The following is an 18,856-nucleotide window of genomic DNA, read 5'->3' as shown; positions in this document are numbered from 1 at the left end:
TCGAGAGGCGCCGGGCCGCCGAAAGCCCGGGCCCCCTCGGTCTTCACTTCTGCCGAACTCTTGCCGCAACTTGGGCCGGCCCGGGCACGGGGCCCGGGTCCGGTGATCAGTCGGTCGCCGCCACCGCCTCCTCGACCGAGGTGTGAATCGGGAACACCTTGGTGAGGCCGGTGATACGGAAGATCTTCAGAATGCGCTCCTGGTTGCAGACCAGGCGCAGGGAGCCCTCATGGGCCCGCACACGCTTCAGGCCGCCGACCAGCACGCCGAGTCCGGTGGAGTCGAGGAAGTCCACGCCCTCCATGTCGACGACAAGGTGGAAACTGCCGTCGTTCACCAGCTCGACCAACTGCTCGCGCAGCTTGGGCGCGGTATATACGTCGATTTCGCCACCGACCCTGACGATCGTGCGATCGCCCATGGTCTCGGTCGACAGGGACAGGTCCACGGATCCTCCAGCACCTTGCTATCGAGCGGTCGCCCTTGGGGCACCTCGGCTTCGTCCCTTGGACGGTTCGCCAGCCGCGATGGCATTCAATCACTTACGGGCAGGCGTGCACGACGCCTTGGCTCCATTGTCCATCACGCCAGTGACACACTCGGTGCCGATGGCCAAGAATCACCGATCCGATCGAACCCCGACGGACCCCGCCTCCCGACCCGCGCCGGGCGCGGTCCTGGACCGGCTCGCGTCCGGTCCGAGCAGGGCTTCGCGCATTACTCATACGGAGCACTTGCCCCCGCGCGAGGGTCGGCATGCCGTCTGGCCGGACCGGATCCGCGCGGAGGTCGTGGCGGCCGTGCAGGCCGCGGGCATCGAGCATCCCTGGGCCCACCAGGCGCGCGCGGCGGAGCACGCGCTGGACGGCGAATCGGTCGTCGTCGCCACCGGCACCGCCTCCGGCAAGTCCCTGGCCTACCTCGTGCCGGTCCTGTCCACCCTCCTGGACGGCGCCGAGGCCCCGAACGGCCGCGGCGCGACGGCCCTCTACCTGGCCCCCACCAAGGCCCTTGCGGCGGATCAGTGCCGCTCCGTGAAGGAACTTTCACATCCGTTGGGCCATTCGGTACGCACGGCCGTGTACGACGGCGACACTCCGTTCGAGGAGCGCGAGTGGATCCGCCAGTACGCCAACTACGTCCTGACCAACCCGGACATGCTGCACCGCGGCATCCTGCCGTCCCACCCCCGCTGGTCCTCCTTCCTGAAGTCGCTGAAGTACGTCGTCGTCGACGAGTGCCACACCTACCGCGGCGTCTTCGGCTCGCACGTCGCCCAGGTGCTGCGCCGCCTGCGCCGCCTGTGCGCCCGCTACGGCGCCTCACCCGTGTTCCTGCTGGCCTCCGCGACCGCCGCCGAGCCCGCGGTGGCCGCCGGCCGCCTCACCGGCCTGCCGGTGCTCGAGGTCGCCGACGACGCCTCCCCACGCGGTGAACTGGTGTTCGCCCTCTGGGAACCGCCGCTGACCGAACTGCACGGCGAGAAGGGCGCCCCCGTCCGCCGCACGGCCACCGCCGAGGCCGCCGACCTGCTCACCGACCTCACCGTGCAGGGCGTGCGCTCGGTCGCCTTCGTACGGTCCCGGCGCGGCGCCGAACTGATCTCCGTCATCTCCCAGGAACGACTGGCCGAGGTCGACCGGTCGCTGGCCCGGCGTGTCGCGGCGTACCGGGGCGGCTATCTCCCCGAGGAGCGCCGCGCACTCGAACGCGCCCTCCATTCGGGTGAACTGCTGGGCCTCGCCGCGACGAACGCCCTCGAACTCGGCATCGACATCTCCGGCCTGGACGCGGTCGTCATCGCCGGCTACCCGGGCACACGCGCCTCCCTGTGGCAGCAGGCGGGCCGGGCCGGACGGTCCGGGCAGGGGGCGCTGGCCGTCCTGGTCGCGCGTGACGACCCGCTGGACACCTTCCTCGTCCACCACCCGGAGGCCCTGTTCGACCAGCCCGTCGAGTCGACGGTCCTCGACCCGGACAACCCCTACGTGCTGGCCCCGCACCTGTGTGCGGCCGCCGAGGAACTGCCTCTGACGGAGGAGGACCTCGACCTGTTCGGCCCGGCCTGCGAGGACCTCCTCCCCCAGCTCGAGGCCGCCAAGTTGCTGCGCCGCCGCACCAAGGCCTGGCACTGGACCCGCCGCGAACGGGCCGCCGACCTGACCGACATCCGCGGTGAGGGCGGGCGCCCGATCCAGGTCGTCGAGACCGGCACGGGCCGGCTGCTCGGCACGGTCGACGCGGGCGCCGCGCACTCGACCGTCCACGAGGGGGCGGTCCACCTCCACCAGGGCCGCACGTACCTGGTGCGGTCGCTGGACCTGGAGGACTCCGTCGCCCTCGTCGAGGAGGCCGCCCCGTCCTACTCCACGGTCGCCCGCGACACGACGTCGATCTCCGTGCTGGAGACGGACGTCGAGATCCCCTGGGGCGACGGCCGCCTGTGCTACGGCTCCGTCGAGGTCACCAACCAGGTCGTCTCCTTCCTCCGCAGACGGCTCATGACCGGTGAGGTGCTGGGCGAGACGAAACTCGACCTCCCTCCTCGTACGCTGCGCACCCGGGCCGTGTGGTGGACCGTCATCGAGGACCAGCTCGACCGCGCCCGGATCAACCCGGAGATCCTCGGCGGCTCCCTGCACGCCGCCGAACACGCGTCGATCGGCCTGCTGCCCCTCTTCGCGACCTGCGACCGCTGGGACATCGGCGGCGTGTCGATCCCGCTCCATCCCGACACGCTCCTGCCCACGGTCTTCGTCTACGACGGCCATCCCGGCGGCGCGGGTTTCGCGGAGCGCGCCTTCCACACCGCCCGCACCTGGCTGACCGCCACCCGCCAGGCCATCGCCTCCTGCGAGTGCGACGCCGGCTGCCCGTCCTGCATCCAGTCCCCCAAGTGCGGCAACGGCAACGACCCGCTGCACAAGAGGGGGGCGGTGCGACTGCTCACGGTGCTGCTGGAGGGGGCTCCCGAGGAGAAGGAGACCGAGGAGCAGCCGCCGGGAGGCCCAGGAGAGGCGTCCGAGCACCCACTCGCGCCCTGACGATCCCCGCCGCCGGGAGGCCCAAGGGAGGCCGCCGGGAGGCCAAGGAGGGACGCCCGAGCACCCGCCCACTCCCTGACGATCCCCACCGGCGGGAGACCAGGGAAGCCACCGGGAGGTCCGGGATGAACGCCCCAGCCCCTACCCGGGCCCTGCCCCCGCCGACCGGAGACCCAAGGGAGCCACCGGAGGCCCCGCCCGCGCCCTGACCTCCGCCGTGAACGGCCCCCGGCCCGACGCCGCCGTCACGTCCGAGATCTCCCCGACGACCTCGCACCGCACGAGCCGGACGCCCTGCGCCCGGGCCACCCGGCCGGCCCTGGCGCAGGCCGCCGAGCCGCCCTCGGCCCAGTGGTCCGCCGCCGCGAGCGCCGCGAGATCGGCACCGCCCGCTGCCCGGTGCCGGATCACGACGGCCTGACCCAACGCGAGGACGACGCCGAACACCACGAACAGGACGGCGATCGCCCCGACACTCCAGACGGTGGCGGACCCCTGGTCCGAGGCGGCACCTCTCCTCCGCCGGCGCTCCCTGTCCCGGTGCCTCGGGCCCCGGCCTCGCACCTCCTCCACCCGTCTCACGTGCCCACCCCCACCGTCTCCTCCACCGACGCCACGGCCTCCTCCCGTACCGCGAAGGACAGACCGCGCAGCACCGGCGGCTCGGCCACGACGACCACCCGGACGTGTTCCGCGCCCCGGTCGACGGTCACCTTCGCGCCGGGCGGTGCCGCCTCGCGGGTCAGTCGCACGACCGCGTCGGGCGGGTCCTGGCGGGCCGCCGCGCGGGCGCCCGTCCGTGCCGCGTCCACGCACTGGATCTGGGCGGCCACGACCAGCAGCCCCCACACCAGCGCCATCGCGAACATCACCAGCACGGGCAGCACCACGGCCGACTCCGCCGTGACGAACCCCCGGTCCGCGCCCCGCTCACATCCGCGCATTGAGGGCTTCCTTCACGATGTTCTGGAGCTCCGCGCTGACCGCGCCGCTCGTGATGACCTTGTAGAGCACCACCGCGAACGCCACCGCCGCGACGATTCCCATCGCGTACTCGGAGGTGACCATCCCCGCGTCCCTCCGCGCCGCACGCACTCCGCACACCAGGGCACGCAGCCGTGCCCGTACCGCCTGATACATCTCAACCCCCGTGGGAAAGAGTCCGAACTTCTGTTGGTCATCGCTGACTTGTTCCGCCGATCCGGGTTTCCGCCTCAGCCACCACCCCCTCCGAGCACCCCGCCCGCGAGCCCGATCACCACGGGCAGCACGCCGACCGCGATGAACGCGGGCAGGAAGCACAGCCCGACCGGCGCGCTGACCATGACGCCCGCTCGGCGTGCCCTGGCCGTCGCGGCGCGGCCCCAGTCGGCGCGGGCCTCGGCGGCGAGCCGTGCGACCGGCGTGGCGGCGGGCAGGCCGGACACATCGGCCCGCTCGAGCAGCCGGGCCAGGCCTCCGGCGCCCGGTAGGGCGGCCAACCTCCGCCAGGCGGCGCCCGGTTCACCGCCCAGCCGTACCTCCGCCGCACCCTGGGCGAGGGCGTCGCCCACCGGGCCGCCCAGGGCCTCTCCCACCGCCTGCGCGGCGATCACCGGGCCGGCACCCGCTGCGATGCAGGCCGCCAGCAGGTCGGCGGCCAGAGGCAGTTGCCGCGCCGCCTCGGCGAGGTCGGATGCCCGAGGGTCCGTACCGGCCGCCTCCTGCCGCAGCCGCCACCGCCAGGTCCCGACCGCGCCGGCCAGTCCGACGGCGACACCGACCGGGCCGCCGATCAGCGCCCACCCGGCGCACGCCACGCCCACGGGGGCCAGCCATCTCCGCGCGGCCCGGCTCGGGGCGCGGCGCGGCGCCACAGCGGTCGCTTCACGGGGCGACAACTCGGCCAGTCGGCGTCGTATCATCCGGCGGTGCCGCGCCTCCTTCAGCCGGCGCACCGACCACCAGAGGGCCAGCACCATCCCCACCGTCACCCCCAGCCTGTGGACAACTTCCCCGCTCATGCCGCCGCCTCCGCGCCCCGCACGATCCGCAGCACCCACCACAGCCCCAGGCCCTCCAGCACACCGCCCGCCACCAGACAGCCCAGGCCCGCCGTGGTGTGCAGCAGGACGTGGAGGGGGTCGGCGCCGAGGGCGGTGCCGATGAGGAGCCCCAGGGCCGGCAGCCCGGCGAGCAGCACCGCCGTGGCCCGGGCGCCCGCCAACTGGGCACGCAGATCTGACCGTTGGTCCCGTTCGGCGCGCAGTGCGGCGGCGAGCCGGTCGAGTCCGGCCGCGAGCCCCGCGCCCTGGTCCACGGCCACCCGCCAGCACGCCGCGAGTCCCCGCAGCCCCTCGGCGCCCGGCTGTCTGGCGGCGGTCGCGAGCGCGACCGGCACGTCGCCGCCGAACCGTGCCGCCGCCAGCACCGTCGCCTGTGCGTCCGCGAGTCCGCCGCAGTCCCGCGCGGCCCGCAGCAGCGCCTCTCCCGGCTGGCGTCCGGCCCGCACCTCCCCGGCGAGCGCCCCGCACAACGCGATCACCGCGTCGGCCCGCCGCTCCCGGTCCCGCCGCACCTGGCCGGCCAGCCGGACGCGTCGCAGCAGCGGCACGCCGGCCGCTCCCAGGACGACCGGCAGCACCGACGCCCCGAGCACCGCCAGCACCAGCCCGGCCACCGGCGCCCACCACTCGGCCCGCAGCCGCCCGCGGACCCGCGGCAGCCCACCGGCCATCCGCCGCCACCCCGGCGGACCGCTCCCGACGGTTCCGCCGCCCGCGAGCAGCAACCGCGCCCGCCGTGCCGTCGTATGACGCTCACCCAGCAGCCAGACCGCCGCCCCCATGAACGCCACGGCCACGCCCATGGACATCTCAGCCGCCCCCGTCATGACTCGCCCCCTCCACCGCGGCCGCACCCGGCCCGCCCTCGCTTCCCTCACCCCGAAGCAGCCCTCGCAGCCGCTCCCACCCCCGCTCCCGCACGAAGGCCTCCGCTCCCCACCGCAGCGCCGGTACTGTCCGCACCAGCCCCGAGGGGTCCCGCTCCAGCACATGGACCTCCGCGATCCGCCGCCGCCCGGTCCGGTCGCGTACGAGGTGCAGCACCACGGAGAGGGCGGCCGCCACCTGGCTGTGCAGCGCGGCCCGGTCGAGCCCGGCGGCCGTACCGAGCGCCTCCAGCCGGGCCGGCACGTCGGCGGCGGCATTGGCGTGCACGGTTCCGCAGCCGCCCTCGTGGCCGGTGTTCAACGCGGCCAGCAGATGCACCACTTCGGGCCCGCGCACCTCGCCCACGACCAGCCGGTCGGGCCGCATCCGCAGCGCCTGGCGGACCAGGTCCTCCAGGGTGACGAGGCCCGCGCCCTCCTGGTTGGCGGGTCTGGTCTCCAGCCGCACGACGTGCGGATGGTCCGGCCGCAGTTCCGCCGAGTCCTCGGCGAGGACGATCCGCTCGTCCGGCCCCACCAGTCCCAGAAGGGCGCTCAGCAGCGTCGTCTTGCCGCTGCCCGTGCCGCCGCTGACGAGGAAGGACAGCCGTGCGTCGAGCAGGGCGCGCAGCACGCGGTCCCCGCCCGGCGGCACCGTGCCCGCCGCGACCAGTTCGCCGAGCGTGAAGGCACGCGGCCGTACGACGCGCAGCGACAGGCAGGCGCAGCCCACCGCGACCGGCGGCAGCACCGCGTGCAGCCGGGTCCCGTCGGGCAGCCGGGCGTCGGCCCAGGGCCGGGCGTCGTCCAGCCGGCGCCCGGCCACGGCGGCGAGGCGCTGGGCGAGCCGTCGCACCGCGGCCGCGTCCGCGAAGCGCACCGAGGTGAGCTCCAGTCCGCCGCCCCGGTCCACCCAGACCCGGTCCGGAGCCGACACCAGCACGTCGGTCACCGACGGGTCGGCGAGCAGCGGCTCCAGCGGCCCGCTGCCGACCAGCTCGGACCGCAACTGCGCGGCGGCCCCGAGGACTTCGGCGTCCCCGAGCACCCGGCCCTGCTCCCGCAAGGCCTGCGCCACGCGCGCGGGGGTCGGCTCGGCCCCGCTCTCGGCCAGCCACCGCCGCACTCCGTCGAGCAGTTCCGCGCCCTCGAGTCCGGCCAGGGTGCTCACGCGGCACCCACCTCGACGAGCGCCCGCTCCCAGAACTCCTTGCAGAACCGGGCGAGCGGTCCGCGCGGTGCGGCGCCCGGTGGCGCCGTGCCCTCGTCCGGGCGCAGCAGTTCCGGCTCGACCGGTACCTCGCCGGCCAGGGGCAGTCCGAGCAGCCGGGCCACCTCCCGGTCGTCGAGCCCCGGCGGGTACGGCCGGCGGACCGCCACCCGCAGATCTCGCAGGACCATGCCGACGGCGGACGCCACCCGTCCTGCGGCCGCGACGGCACGCAGCTCGGCAGGCACGACCAGCACGCCGACATCGAGCTGGGTGAGGACCTCGGCGACGCCGTCGTCGATGCGGCGCGGCAGGTCGACCACGACCGTGCCGCCCCGGCGCCGGGCCGCGGCGAGCACCGCGCGCACCGCCTGGGGCGGGACGGCGATCCGGTCGCCGCGGTCCCAGCTGAGCACCCGCAGCGAGTGCAGCTCGGGCAGCGACTCCTCCAGAGCACCCCCGCCGACCCGCCCGCGCGAGGAGGCGAACGCGGGCCAGCGCAGCCCGTCGGCCGTCTCACCGCCGAGGAGTACGTCGAGTCCGCCACCCAGCGGATCGGCGTCCACGAGGAGTGTGCGCAGTCCCTCGCGCGCGGAGGTGACGGCGAGCGCGCAGGCGAGCGTGGACGCTCCGGCCCCGCCGCGGCCGCCGATGACGCCCACGGTGAGGGCGGGCCGGCCGACACCCTCGGCCACGTCGGCGATGCGGTCGACGAGCCACTGCTCGCCGTCGGGCAGCATCAGGACGTGCTCGGCGCCGATCTCGACGGCCCTCCGCCACACCCCGGAGTCGTCCTGATCCCGGCCGACGAGGACGACTCCCCTTCTGCGCGCGGCCCCGCGCACCCGCCGCGCGGCGTCGTCGCCCACGAGGACGAGCGGCGCGGACTCCCAGCTGCCTCTGCGGTCGGGCACCCCGTGGTGCACCTCGGGTGTGGCGCCGGCCGCCGCGCACAGGCGCAGCAGGTCGTCGAGGAGTTCGGTGTCCTCGGTGAGGATCAGCGGTCCGCCCTGCCGCCCTCCGGCGGCCGGCGGCGGATCGTGTGTGACGGCTCCGGCCACGGTCTCCATCCCCCTTCGCTGCTTGACTCGCACGGCCCCTGCGGCCCCGCGATTCCCAATCGTGGGAAGAACCGGCAAGGCGGCCTCCCTTTGAACGGCCGACACAAACCGGCCAAACGCGCCCCGGCAATCGGAGCCGGGCCATGAACCCGCCGCGAGCGGGGTGCGCTGGAATCACGGTGCAGCGATCTCGGAAATCGTGTGGATCTTGGTGGATAACTGTGGACGCCTCGACGGTTGTGAATATCGCCGTCACCCATACCGGTGACGCCCGCGGGCCCTCTGTGCGACTTCCACAGAGCAGTCCGATGACCACACTCCGTGACAGATCATGAGCATGCCAACAATGCCGTCGCTGCGGCAACAGAGCGGCGATCCGACCGCGCGAAGAAGGAGAAAACCCATCCGGACATGCGACGACCCCCGCCGGGGGGGAGAGCGGGGGTCGTCCCCACGGCCGACTCGGGGGGGGAGGAGTCGGGCCGGGTTAGCACGGTCGCGAACGATCCGTGACTTCCATGGTGTACCCGAGAGCCCTCTCAGGCAAACCCACGCGCCCCACCTTACGCCGAATGGGCTGCCCCTATGCTCAGGGGCGTGGAAAACCACTCGTTGCCCCGCACAGCGGCCTTCTTTGACCTGGACAAGACGGTCATTGCGAAGTCGAGCACCCTCACGTTCAGCAAGTCGTTCTACCAAGGCGGCCTGATCAACCGCAGGGCCGTCTTGCGAACTGCATATGCCCAGTTCGTCTTCCTGGCCGGCGGCGCCGACCACGAACAGATGGAGCGCATGCGCGCGTACCTGTCCGCGCTGTGCCGCGGCTGGAACGTGCAGCAGGTCAAGGAGATCGTGGCCGAGACGCTGCACGACCTGATCGACCCGATCATCTACGACGAGGCCGCCTCCCTCATCGAGGAGCACCACACCGCCGGCCGCGACGTCGTGATCGTGTCCACGTCGGGCGCGGAGGTGGTCGAGCCGATCGGCGAGCTGCTCGGCGCGGACCGCGTGGTGGCCACCCGCATGGTCGTGGGCGACGACGGCTGCTTCACCGGCGAGGTGGAGTACTACGCGTACGGCCCGACCAAGGCCGAGGCCATCCGGGAGCTGGCCGCGTCCGAGGGGTACGACCTCAGCCGCTGCTACGCCTACAGCGACTCGGCGACCGATGTGCCGATGCTGGAGTCCGTAGGTCACCCCCATGCCGTGAACCCGGACCGCGCGCTGCGCCGCGAGGCTCTCGCGCGCGGGTGGCCGATTCTGGACTTCCACCGTCCGGTCCGGCTCAAGCAGCGCCTCCCCCGGTTCTCCGTACCGCCGCGTCCGGCACTCGTCGCGGTCGCCGCGATAGGCGCCGCGGCGGCCACCGCCGGCCTCGTCTGGTACGCGAACCGGCGCCGGGTGACAGTCGCTTGACCTGGGACGACCCGAAGCCCTATTTGAACCTAAAAGTAAAGAAGTGCAGCCTGGACTTCCGCTTGCTCCGGGTCAGGAGTACAAAGGACTCAACGGCCCGCGAGACCAAGGACATCCGAGAGGATCACCTTAAGTACGCATTTGGCCCCACGGACCGAGCATGAACACCGGGCACCCACGCGACGTCGACCCGTCGATTACGGGCCAGCCGCACCAGGGACGGGCAAAGTTCCCGACCTGATGGGCATATATCGAGGACGCTTGGTACCCCGATGCTCATGCCAGCGGCGGTACGAGTTCTCGTACCGCCGCATCATCTTTTCCGGCCCGTTTCTTTTTCCAGCTCGGCGATGCTGTCACGCAGCTCCGCGCTGCAACGCCTCGCACACCGCCGTGGACTCGCGTGCCCCCAGCTCGACCGCCCTGCCGCAGTGGGCGATCCAGGCGGCCATGCCCTCCGGAGTGCCGGAGACGTACCCGTCGAAGGCTTCCAGGTAGGCCTCGCGGCCCAGCTCGGCGTGGCCCACCTCGGCCGGGCAGACCGACTTCGGGTCCAGGCCGCTGCCGATCAGGACGATGCGTTCGGCCGTGCGCGCGACCAGGCCGTTGTGGGACGTGAAAGGACGCAGCGCGAGGAGTTCGCCGTGCACGACGGCGGCCGTCACCAGCGCCGGCGCGGTGCCGCCCGCGATGATCAGCTCGGCCAGCCCCTCCAGCCGGCCATGCGCCTCGGCCGCGCTCGGCAGCGGCAGCCCGACGAGCGGCTCGTCGACCGGCTCGCCCTCCTGCCGCGGCCGCCCCACCTGGTCGGCCTTGTCGGCCGCCGCCACCAGATGCAGCCGGGCCAGCACCCGCAGGGGCGACTGCCGCCAGATGGACAGCAGCTGGCCCGCCTCCGCGGTGAGCCGCAGCGCGGCGCCCACGGTGCGGGCCTCGTCGTCGCCGCTGAAGTCCGTACGCCGGCGCACCTCCTCCAGAGCCCAGTCCGCGCCGGCCAGCGCCGCCGAGCCACGGGCGCCGCGCAGGGCCGCCTCGGAGGTGATCGCGTTGCTGCGCCGCCGCATGATCCGGTGCCCGTAGACCCGGTCCACGGACTTGCGCACGGATTCCACGGAATCGGCAACCCCGGGCAGCGCCCCCAGGGCCGCGAGGGGATCGGCGGTCGCGCCTGCTGTACTCATGAGTACGACCCTACGCACCCCGAGGACCCCGACCCACGGCGGAGTGGCCATCTTCACTCGGGCCGCTACCTCGCCGCCGGAGCCCCGGGCACGCCCTTCGGGGCCGGGGCGGGCCGGCCCGCGAGGAAGGACGCCCAGCCCTGCTTCGGTGCCTCGCCGACCCTCAGCGTGCGCAGCTTCTCCAGAGTCGTCGGATCCTGGGCGTCCAGCCAGTCCACGAGCTGCCGGAACGAGACACAGCGCACCTCCTCCTTGGTGCACACCGTCTCGATGACCTCCTCGACGGCCCGCATGTAGGTGCCGCCGTTCCAGGACTCGAAGTGGTTGCCGATGATCAGGGGCGCGCGGTTGCCGTCGTAGGCCCGGTAGAAGCCCTTGAGCAGGCCGTCGCGCATCTGGTCGCCCCAGAAGTCGTACATGGCGGGGTTGCCCTGGGTGGTGGTGCCCGACTGGTTGACCATGAAGTTGTAGTCCATGCTCAGCTGCTCGTAGGAGTGCCCGGGGAACGGCACGAGCTGCATGGACACGTCCCACAGGCCGTGCTTCTTCTTCGGCCAGACCTGGTCGTTGACGCCGCTGGTGTCGTAGCGGAAGCCCAGGTCGCGGGCCGCCTCCAGGAGGTTCCGCTGGCCTTCCAGGCAGGGCGTGCGGGCGCCGATGAGCTCCTTGTCGTAGTCGAAGGGCAGCGGGGACGCGTCCTTCATGCCGGCGTTGGTCTTCCAGGTCTTCACGAACTGCTTGGCCTGGGCGATCTCGTCCTTCCAGTCCTGCACGGACCACTCGCCGACCCCGCCGCCGCTGCCGCAGAAGTGGCCGTTGAAGTGGGTGCCGATCTCGTTGCCCTCCAGCCACGCCAGGCGCAGCTGCTCCACGGTGGCGGCGATGCCGCGGCGGTCGTTGAATCCGATGTCGGAGCGGCCCGGGGAGTGCTGCGGCGGCCGGTACAGGTCGCGCTTCTCGCTCGGCAGCAGGTACACGCCGCTCAGGAAGTAGGTCATGGTCGCGTTGTTCGCCTTGGCGACCTTTCGGAAGTGCGAGAACAGCTTCTGGCTGTCCTCGCCCGCGCCGTCCCAGGAGAAGACGACGAACTGCGGGGGCTTCTGGCCGGGCCGCAGCCGCTCGGGTCTGGGCAGGTGGGGCTGCGCACCGGTGTAGGCGGTGGAGCCGTCTCCGATCAACCGGACCGCGCTCTGCTGCGGCGCGTGCGCCGGCTTCGCCTTCTGCGGGGTGGGGGGCTCCTGCCGCGATGTGCCGGTCCCGCAACCGGCGAGCGATGCGGCACAGACCGCGGCGACCACGGAGCCCGCGGCGATCCTGTGGGTGGCGGCCATGTTCCGCCCACCTTCTTCCTTCTCTCGGGTGCGGACAGCGCCGCCAAATTCGCACGAGAAAGAGAAGGAATTAGTGCGACAAGCCGATGACCTGGCCACTTCACCCTTCAGGCCGATTTATTCACCCATTTGCCCGTAAGGTCCATGCTTGCCCTTTACTCTGCATTACGATCCGTTTACCGAGCGTTGATTCATCCCGCCGATTTGCACCGTGACCACGGCCGCGACCGGCCCCCGCCCCGAGCGGGGAGCCCCCGTTACGCGACCGCGCAGCCCCGGAGGAGACGGGAAAAACATGTCAGCCTGCGTCCCCACCCGTGCCGCCGATCCGAACCGGACCGAACGCACCCATCCACCCCACAGCCCGCCGCCGGGCGGCCCCCGCCGCTTCCGCATCGCGGGTGCCGACGTGTCGGCCTCGATCGCGGTCTTCCTGATCGCCCTGCCCCTGTCCCTGGGCATCGCCCTCGCCACCGGCGCGCCGCTGCAGGCCGGCCTCGTCGCCGCCGCCGTGGGCGGGCTCGTCGCCGGACGGCTCGGTGGCTCCCCGCTCCAGGTCAGCGGACCGGCCGCCGGACTCACCGTCGTCACCGCCGATCTCATCCAGCGCTACGGCTGGCGGACGACCTGCGCCATCACCGTCCTCGCCGGCCTCACCCAACTCGGCCTGGGCTGCCTGCGCGTGGCCCGTGGCGCCCTCGCCGTCAGCCCCGCCATCGTGCACGGCATGCTCGCCGGGATCGGCGTCACCATCGCCGTCGCCCAACTGCACATCGTGCTCGGCGGCACACCGCAGAGCTCCGTCCCGGACAACCTCCGCGCCCTGCCCGCCGAGTTGGCGGACATGCGCCCCGCGGCCGTGTCGGTGAGCGCGCTGACCCTGGCGCTGCTGCTGCTCTGGCCGAGACTGCCCGGCCGGGCCGGACGCCTGCTGCGCAAGGTCCCGGCCGCGCTCGTCGCCGTCGCCGGAGCCAGCGCCGCCGCCGCCCTCGCCGGGGTCCGCCTGCCCAAGGTCGACCTGCCGTCCTGGAGCAACCACGCCCTGGCCGGGCTGCCCGAGGGCCCAGTGCTCGGCCTCGTCGCCGCGGTGCTCACCACCACGCTGGTGTGCAGCGTGCAGTCACTGCTCGGCGCGGTCGCCGTGGACAAACTGGTGGCAGGCCGCCCGGGCCTGTCCGCCCGCGTTCGGCGCTCCGACCTCGACCGCGAACTGCTCGGACAGGGCGCCGCCAACATCGTCTCCGGCTCGCTCGGCGGACTGCCCATCGCGGGCGTGGCCGTGCGGACTTCGGCGAATGTGCACGCGGGGGCGGTGAGCCGGAACTCCACGATGCTGCACGGCGTTCTCGTAGTGATCGCCGCGCTGCTGATGGTCCCGATCCTGGAGCTCATCCCGCTCGCCTCGCTCGCCGCCCTGGTGATGGCCGTCGGCATCCAGATGGTGTCCCTGCACCACATCCGCACGGTGACGCGCCACCGAGAAGTGTGGGTGTACGCCGTCACGACCCTCGGCGTCGTCTTCCTCGGCGTCCTGGAGGGCGTGGCGCTGGGCATCGCCATGGCCGTCGGCGTCGCCCTGCACCGCGTCACCCGCACCCGCATCACACACGAAGAGACGGAAGGAGTTCATCACGTACACGTCAGAGGACAGTTGACGTTCCTCGCGGTGCCACGACTCAGCCGGGCCCTGCATCTCGTACCCCACGGCGCCGACACCGTCGTCGAGCTGGACGGGTCGTTCATGGACCACGCGGCGTACGAGACGTTGCAGGACTGGCAGAAGACGCACACCGCGCAGGGCGGCACCGTGGAGATCTCCGGTCGGCATGCCGGCACCCGCATCTCCGAGCCCCAGGCCTTCACCGACTGCCGCTGCCGGCCCTGGACCCCCTGGCTCAACCACCAGTGCGACCGCCCCAAGTCCACTGCCCCTTCCCGGAACGACCGGGGTGGGACGGACCGCACCGAGCCGGAGGCGACAGGCACCGGCGATGCCAGTGGGCACGAACTGGCGCGTGGCATCGGCGCGTTCCAGCGCGACACCGCGCCCCTGGTGCGCAGCGAGCCGGCCCGGCTGGCGCGTGAGGGGCAGCGGCCGTCGCAGCTCTTCCTGACCTGCGCCGACTCACGACTGGCCACCTCGATGATCACCTCCAGTGGTCCGGGCGACCTGTTCGTCGTGCGCAACATGGGCAACCTCGTCCCACGGCCGGGCGAGGAGAGCGTCGACGACTCGGTGGCGGCCGCGATCGAGTACGCCGTGGACGTGCTACGGGTGCGGTCCATCACGGCGTGCGGACACTCGGGCTGCGGCGCCATGCAGGCGCTGCTCAACTCCGAGCCCGGCGGCGCCCGGACACCGCTGAAGCGGTGGCTGCGGCACGGGCTGCCGAGCCTGGAGCGCATGGCCGACGACAGCCGGCCGTGGGGCGGGCTGGCCGGGCGGGCGCCCGAGGACGCGGTCGAGCAGCTCTCCCTGACCAACGTGGTCCAGCAGTTGGAGCACCTGCGCGCCCACGACTCGGTGGCCCGGGCCCTCGACGAGGGCTCCCTGGAGCTGCACGGGATGTACTTCCACGTGGGCGAGGCCGAGGCCTATCTGCTCACCGAGACGGACGACGGCGTCGTCTTCGACCGCGTACGCGAGGCGGACCTGACGGCGTGAGCCCGTGACGGTGTGAGGCCGTGACGGCGTGAGCCCGGCACGTGCGCGGGTGTGCAGCCCGGACGGCCCCACGGCCCGGACCGCCCCACGGCCCGAACCGCCTGACGGCCCCACGGCCCCGACGGCCCGCGGGCCGCACACCCCACCGCCCGCGCGCCCCGCCCTCGCCCACACCCCTGCCCCCGCCCAACGGGTGACGCGCGTTACACAGGCTGAACTTTCCCTGGTCGGCGTCCGTGGGTACGGATGACGCCGGCCGCCGACACCACCGCCCGACAGGTCTAAACCAATCGGTGGTCGGCCCTTGTCATCGCACCCCCGGGTCTGATGAGCTGTGGCCTGGGACACAACGGACACCCTGGGAAAGGCAGATGCCGTGAGCAATGAAAGCCTGGCCAACCTCTTGAAGGAGGAGCGACGCTTCGCGCCGCCCGCTGACCTGGCCGCGAACGCCAATGTCACGGCGGAGGCGTATGAACAGGCCAAGGCTGACAGGCTCGGCTTCTGGGCCGAGCAGGCCCGCCGGCTGACCTGGGCCAAGGAGCCCACCGAGACCCTCGACTGGTCGAACCCGCCGTTCGCCAAGTGGTTCAAGGACGGCGAGCTCAACGTCGCCTATAACTGCGTCGACCGCCATGTGGAGGCCGGCCACGGCGACCGTGTGGCGATCCACTTCGAGGGCGAGCCCGGCGACAGTCGTGCCATCACCTATGCCGAGCTCAAGGACGAGGTCTCCAAGGCCGCCAACGCCCTGCTGGAACTGGGAGTTCAGGCCGGCGACCGGGTCGCCGTCTACATGCCGATGATCCCCGAGACGGCGATCGCGATGCTGGCCTGCGCCCGCATCGGCGCCGCGCACTCCGTCGTCTTCGGCGGTTTCTCCTCGGACGCGCTCGCCACCCGCATCCAGGACGCCGACGCGCGCGTGGTCATCACCTCCGACGGCGGCTACCGGCGCGGCAAGCCGTCCGCGCTCAAGCCGGCCGTGGACGAGGCCGTCGAGAAGGCGGGCAACGTGGAGCACGTCCTGGTCGTGCGCCGCACCGGCCAGGAGGTCGCCTTCACCGAGGGCCGCGACGTGTGGTGGCACGACATCGTGCAGCGGCAGAGCGCCGAACACACCCCGCAGGCGTTCAACGCCGAGCACCCGCTGTTCATCCTCTACACCTCGGGCACCACGGGTAAGCCGAAGGGCATCCTGCACACCTCCGGCGGCTACCTCACGCAGGCCGCCTACACCCACCACGCCGTCTTCGACCTCAAGCCGGAGACGGACGTGTACTGGTGCACCGCCGACGTCGGCTGGGTCACCGGCCACTCGTACATCGTCTACGGCCCGCTCGCGAACGGCGCGACGCAGGTCATGTACGAGGGCACCCCCGACACGCCGCACCAGGGCCGCTTCTGGGAGATCGTCCAGAAGTACGGCGTGACGATCCTCTACACCGCGCCGACCGCGATCCGTACGTTCATGAAGTGGGGCGACGACATCCCCGCCAAGTTCGACCTGTCCAGCCTGCGGGTGCTGGGCTCGGTGGGCGAGCCGATCAACCCCGAGGCGTGGATCTGGTACCGCAAGAACATCGGCGGCGACCGCACCCCGATCGTGGACACCTGGTGGCAGACCGAGACCGGCGCGATGATGATCACCCCGCTGCCGGGTGTGACAGCGACCAAGCCCGGCTCCGCGCAGACGCCGCTGCCCGGCATCGCCGCGACGGTCGTGGACGACGAGGCCAACGAGGTGCCCAACGGCGGTGGCGGCTACCTGGTGCTGACCGAGCCGTGGCCGTCGATGCTGCGCACCATCTGGGGCGACGACCAGCGGTTCATCGACACCTACTGGTCGCGCTTCGAGGGCAAGTACTTCGCCGGCGACGGCGCCAAGAAGGACGACGACGGCGACATCTGGCTGCTCGGCCGGGTCGACGACGTCATGCTCGTCTCCGGGCACAACATCTCCACCACGGAGGTCGAGTCCGCGCTCGTCTCCCACCCCTCGGTCGCCGAGGCTGCCGTGGTCGGCGCGGCGGACGAGACGACCGGGCAGGCGATCGTCGCCTTCGTGATCCTGCGCGGCACGGCCTCCGAGACCGAGACCTTGGTCGACGAACTGCGCGCCCATGTCGGCACCGCCCTCGGCCCGATCGCCAAGCCCAAGCGGATCCTGCCGGTGGCCGAGCTGCCCAAGACCCGCTCCGGCAAGATCATGCGCCGTCTGCTGCGGGACGTCGCCGAGAACCGCCAGCTCGGTGACGTCACCACGCTGACCGACTCCACGGTCATGGACCTCATCCAGGCCAAGCTGCCGGCCGCGCCCAGCGAGGACTGATCACCGCACAGGCATGGCGCAGCGGACGAAGGGGCACCCGGCGGTCGGCAGGCCGGGTGCCCCTTCGGGGTCCCACGGAATTGATCACCGGATGCGCCCGGCCATAGGTTTGCCTAGGATGTTTACCTAGACTAAGAAAAACAACTGCTTCAACAACTGCTTCATGGTGCGCCGGGAAGTCTGGTCGGCATGTGTTCAGCCCTGCCCACCGACCGGAGGTCTCCCACGTGACCGCGCCCCGCCCCTCCACGCCCCGCAAGGTTCTCGGCCGGCTCTCCCTCTCCGAGCGGACCTACGTGGCGGACGCGCTGCGTACCGAGACCGTCGGCGGGGTGCTGCTGCTCGCCGCCGCGGTCACCGCGCTGCTCTGGGCGAACGTCCCCGCGCTGCACGACAGCTACGAGAGCGTCGCCCGCTTCCACCTGGGCCCCGCCGCCCTCGGCCTGGACCTGTCGGTCGCGCACTGGGCCGCCGACGGGCTGCTGGCGATCTTCTTCTTCGTCGCCGGGATCGAACTCAAACGCGAGCTCGTCGCGGGCGACCTGCGTGACCCCAAGGCCGCCGCGCTGCCGGTCGTCGCTGCGCTGTGCGGGATGGCCGTACCGGCGCTCGTCTACGTCCTCACCAACGTCACCGGCGGCGGTTCCCTGGCCGGCTGGGCCGTGCCCACCGCCACCGACATCGCCTTCGCGCTCGCCGTGCTCGCGGTCATCGGCACGTCCCTGCCGAGCGCGCTGCGGGCCTTCCTGCTCACGCTCGCCGTCGTCGACGACCTCTTCGCGATCCTGATCATCGCGGTGTTCTTCACCGACGACCTGAACTTCGCCGCGCTCGGCGGCGCCGTCGCGGGCCTGGCCGTCTTCTGGCTGCTGCTGCGCAAGGGCGTACGCGGCTGGTACGTGTACGTGCCGCTCGCGCTCGTCGTCTGGGCGCTGATGTACAACAGCGGCATCCACGCCACCATCGCCGGTGTCGCCATGGGCCTGATGCTGCGCTGCCACCGCCACGAGGGCGAGGCCCACTCCCCCGGCGAACACATCGAGCACCTCGTACGGCCCCTGTCGGCGGGCCTGGCCGTACCGCTGTTCGCGCTCTTCAGCGCGGGTGTCTCCATCTCCGGCGGCGCGATCGTCGACGTGTTCACCACGCCGGAGACCCTCGGCGTGGTCCTCGGACTCGTCGTCGGCAAGACGTTCGGCATCTTCGGCGGGACATGGCTGACGGCCCGTTTCACCCGGGCGTCGCTCAGCGACGATCTCGCCTGGGCGGACGTGTTCGCGGTGGCGAGTCTCGCCGGCATCGGCTTCACCGTCTCGCTGCTCATCGGCGAACTCGCCTTCGAGGGCGACCAGACGATGACCGGCGCGGTCAAGGCCTCCGTGCTGGTCGGGTCGCTCATCGCCGCGGCACTCGCGACCGTGCTGCTGAAGCTGCGGAACGCCAAGTACCGCCGCCTGTGGGAGAACGAGGAGCGCGACGAGGACGCGGACGGCATCCCGGACGTCTACGAGGAGGACGACCCGGCGTACCACCTGCGGCTGGCCGACGTCTACGAACGCAAGGCCGCCGAACACCGCCGGATCGCCCAGGAGAAGGCAGACGCGCGGCACGGGCGTGCCGAAGTACCGGGCGGGGCAGGCGATGACCACCACCGTCCGGCATGATCTGACGGGACGGTACAAAAGACGGGACCGTACGCAGT

15 protein-coding genes are annotated in these 18,856 nt (G+C 72.3%); 5 read left to right on the top strand and 10 right to left on the bottom strand.

What is annotated here, in order from left to right; translation table 11 throughout:
- Positions 1-106: 106 nt before the first annotated feature.
- Complete coding sequence (gene bldG / locus PV963_RS25305) at positions 107-448, bottom strand: anti-sigma factor antagonist BldG (RefSeq protein WP_003991900.1); 342 nt, start codon at positions 446-448, stop codon at positions 107-109.
- 79 nt (positions 449-527) lie between these two features.
- Between bldG and PV963_RS25300 the strand changes: the two genes are divergently transcribed.
- Positions 528-3,044, top strand: coding sequence for a DEAD/DEAH box helicase (locus PV963_RS25300; RefSeq protein WP_274818030.1), 2,517 nt, complete (start codon positions 528-530; stop codon positions 3,042-3,044).
- 141 nt (positions 3,045-3,185) lie between these two features.
- Here PV963_RS25300 and PV963_RS25295 read toward each other — a convergent pair whose 3' ends face one another.
- From PV963_RS25295 to ssd, 7 genes are all read right to left on the bottom strand, one after another.
- Entirely contained in the window at positions 3,186-3,626 is a 441-nt protein-coding gene (locus tag PV963_RS25295) for an Rv3654c family TadE-like protein (RefSeq protein WP_425540937.1), read from the bottom strand.
- Positions 3,623-3,988, bottom strand: a complete 366-nt coding sequence (locus PV963_RS25290; protein WP_020272729.1) for a TadE family type IV pilus minor pilin — start codon at positions 3,986-3,988, stop codon at positions 3,623-3,625. The genes PV963_RS25295 and PV963_RS25290 overlap by 4 nt, the downstream gene beginning before the upstream one ends.
- Positions 3,975-4,184 (bottom strand): DUF4244 domain-containing protein, encoded by a 210-nt coding sequence (locus PV963_RS25285; protein ID WP_274818029.1) that lies wholly within the window; start codon positions 4,182-4,184, stop codon positions 3,975-3,977. The genes PV963_RS25290 and PV963_RS25285 overlap by 14 nt, the downstream gene beginning before the upstream one ends.
- A gap of 74 nt (positions 4,185-4,258) precedes the next feature.
- Positions 4,259-5,047, bottom strand: a complete 789-nt coding sequence (locus tag PV963_RS25280) for a type II secretion system F family protein (RefSeq protein ID WP_274818028.1) — start codon at positions 5,045-5,047, stop codon at positions 4,259-4,261.
- Positions 5,044-5,916, bottom strand: a complete 873-nt coding sequence (locus PV963_RS25275) for a type II secretion system F family protein (RefSeq protein WP_274818027.1) — start codon at positions 5,914-5,916, stop codon at positions 5,044-5,046. Before PV963_RS25275 ends, PV963_RS25280 begins: the two co-directional genes overlap by 4 nt.
- Positions 5,900-7,126, bottom strand: coding sequence for a TadA family conjugal transfer-associated ATPase (locus PV963_RS25270; protein WP_274818026.1), 1,227 nt, complete (start codon positions 7,124-7,126; stop codon positions 5,900-5,902). Before PV963_RS25270 ends, PV963_RS25275 begins: the two co-directional genes overlap by 17 nt.
- The gene (gene ssd / locus PV963_RS25265) at positions 7,123-8,235 is read right to left on the bottom strand and encodes a septum site-determining protein Ssd (protein WP_274818025.1); all 1,113 of its coding nucleotides are present in this window, start codon (positions 8,233-8,235) and stop codon (positions 7,123-7,125) included. The genes PV963_RS25270 and ssd overlap by 4 nt, the downstream gene beginning before the upstream one ends.
- Positions 8,236-8,811: 576 nt before the next feature.
- On the opposite strand from ssd, the gene PV963_RS25260 reads away from it, so the two are divergent.
- Positions 8,812-9,645, top strand: a complete 834-nt coding sequence (locus PV963_RS25260; RefSeq protein WP_274818024.1) for an HAD family hydrolase — start codon at positions 8,812-8,814, stop codon at positions 9,643-9,645.
- Positions 9,646-10,001: 356 nt separating this feature from the next.
- On the opposite strand, the gene PV963_RS25255 is transcribed toward PV963_RS25260, so the two are convergent.
- Both PV963_RS25255 and PV963_RS25250 read right to left on the bottom strand, forming a co-directional pair.
- Complete coding sequence (locus tag PV963_RS25255) at positions 10,002-10,826, bottom strand: oxidoreductase (RefSeq protein ID WP_274818023.1); 825 nt, start codon at positions 10,824-10,826, stop codon at positions 10,002-10,004.
- 65 nt (positions 10,827-10,891) lie between these two features.
- Complete coding sequence (locus tag PV963_RS25250) at positions 10,892-12,157, bottom strand: polysaccharide deacetylase family protein (RefSeq protein WP_274818022.1); 1,266 nt, start codon at positions 12,155-12,157, stop codon at positions 10,892-10,894.
- Between the two features lie 295 nt (positions 12,158-12,452).
- On the opposite strand from PV963_RS25250, the gene PV963_RS25245 reads away from it, so the two are divergent.
- The 3 genes from PV963_RS25245 to nhaA all read left to right on the top strand — a co-directional run bounded on the left by PV963_RS25245 (position 12,453) and on the right by nhaA (position 18,818).
- The gene (locus PV963_RS25245; protein ID WP_274818021.1) at positions 12,453-14,822 is read left to right on the top strand and encodes a bifunctional SulP family inorganic anion transporter/carbonic anhydrase; all 2,370 of its coding nucleotides are present in this window, start codon (positions 12,453-12,455) and stop codon (positions 14,820-14,822) included.
- Positions 14,823-15,198: 376 nt separating this feature from the next.
- Positions 15,199-17,154: an acetate--CoA ligase gene (gene acs / locus PV963_RS25240; protein ID WP_274818020.1), complete on the top strand. Its 1,956-nt coding sequence runs from the start codon at positions 15,199-15,201 to the stop codon at positions 17,152-17,154.
- Between the two features lie 227 nt (positions 17,155-17,381).
- Complete coding sequence (gene nhaA / locus PV963_RS25235) at positions 17,382-18,818, top strand: Na+/H+ antiporter NhaA (protein WP_274818019.1); 1,437 nt, start codon at positions 17,382-17,384, stop codon at positions 18,816-18,818.
- The last annotated feature ends 38 nt before the right edge of the window (positions 18,819-18,856 follow it).

This window comes from Streptomyces coeruleorubidus, assembly GCF_028885415.1.
GTDB classification, from domain to species: domain Bacteria; phylum Actinomycetota; class Actinomycetes; order Streptomycetales; family Streptomycetaceae; genus Streptomyces; species Streptomyces coeruleorubidus_A.
This window is presented reverse-complemented; position numbering and strand designations above follow the sequence as displayed.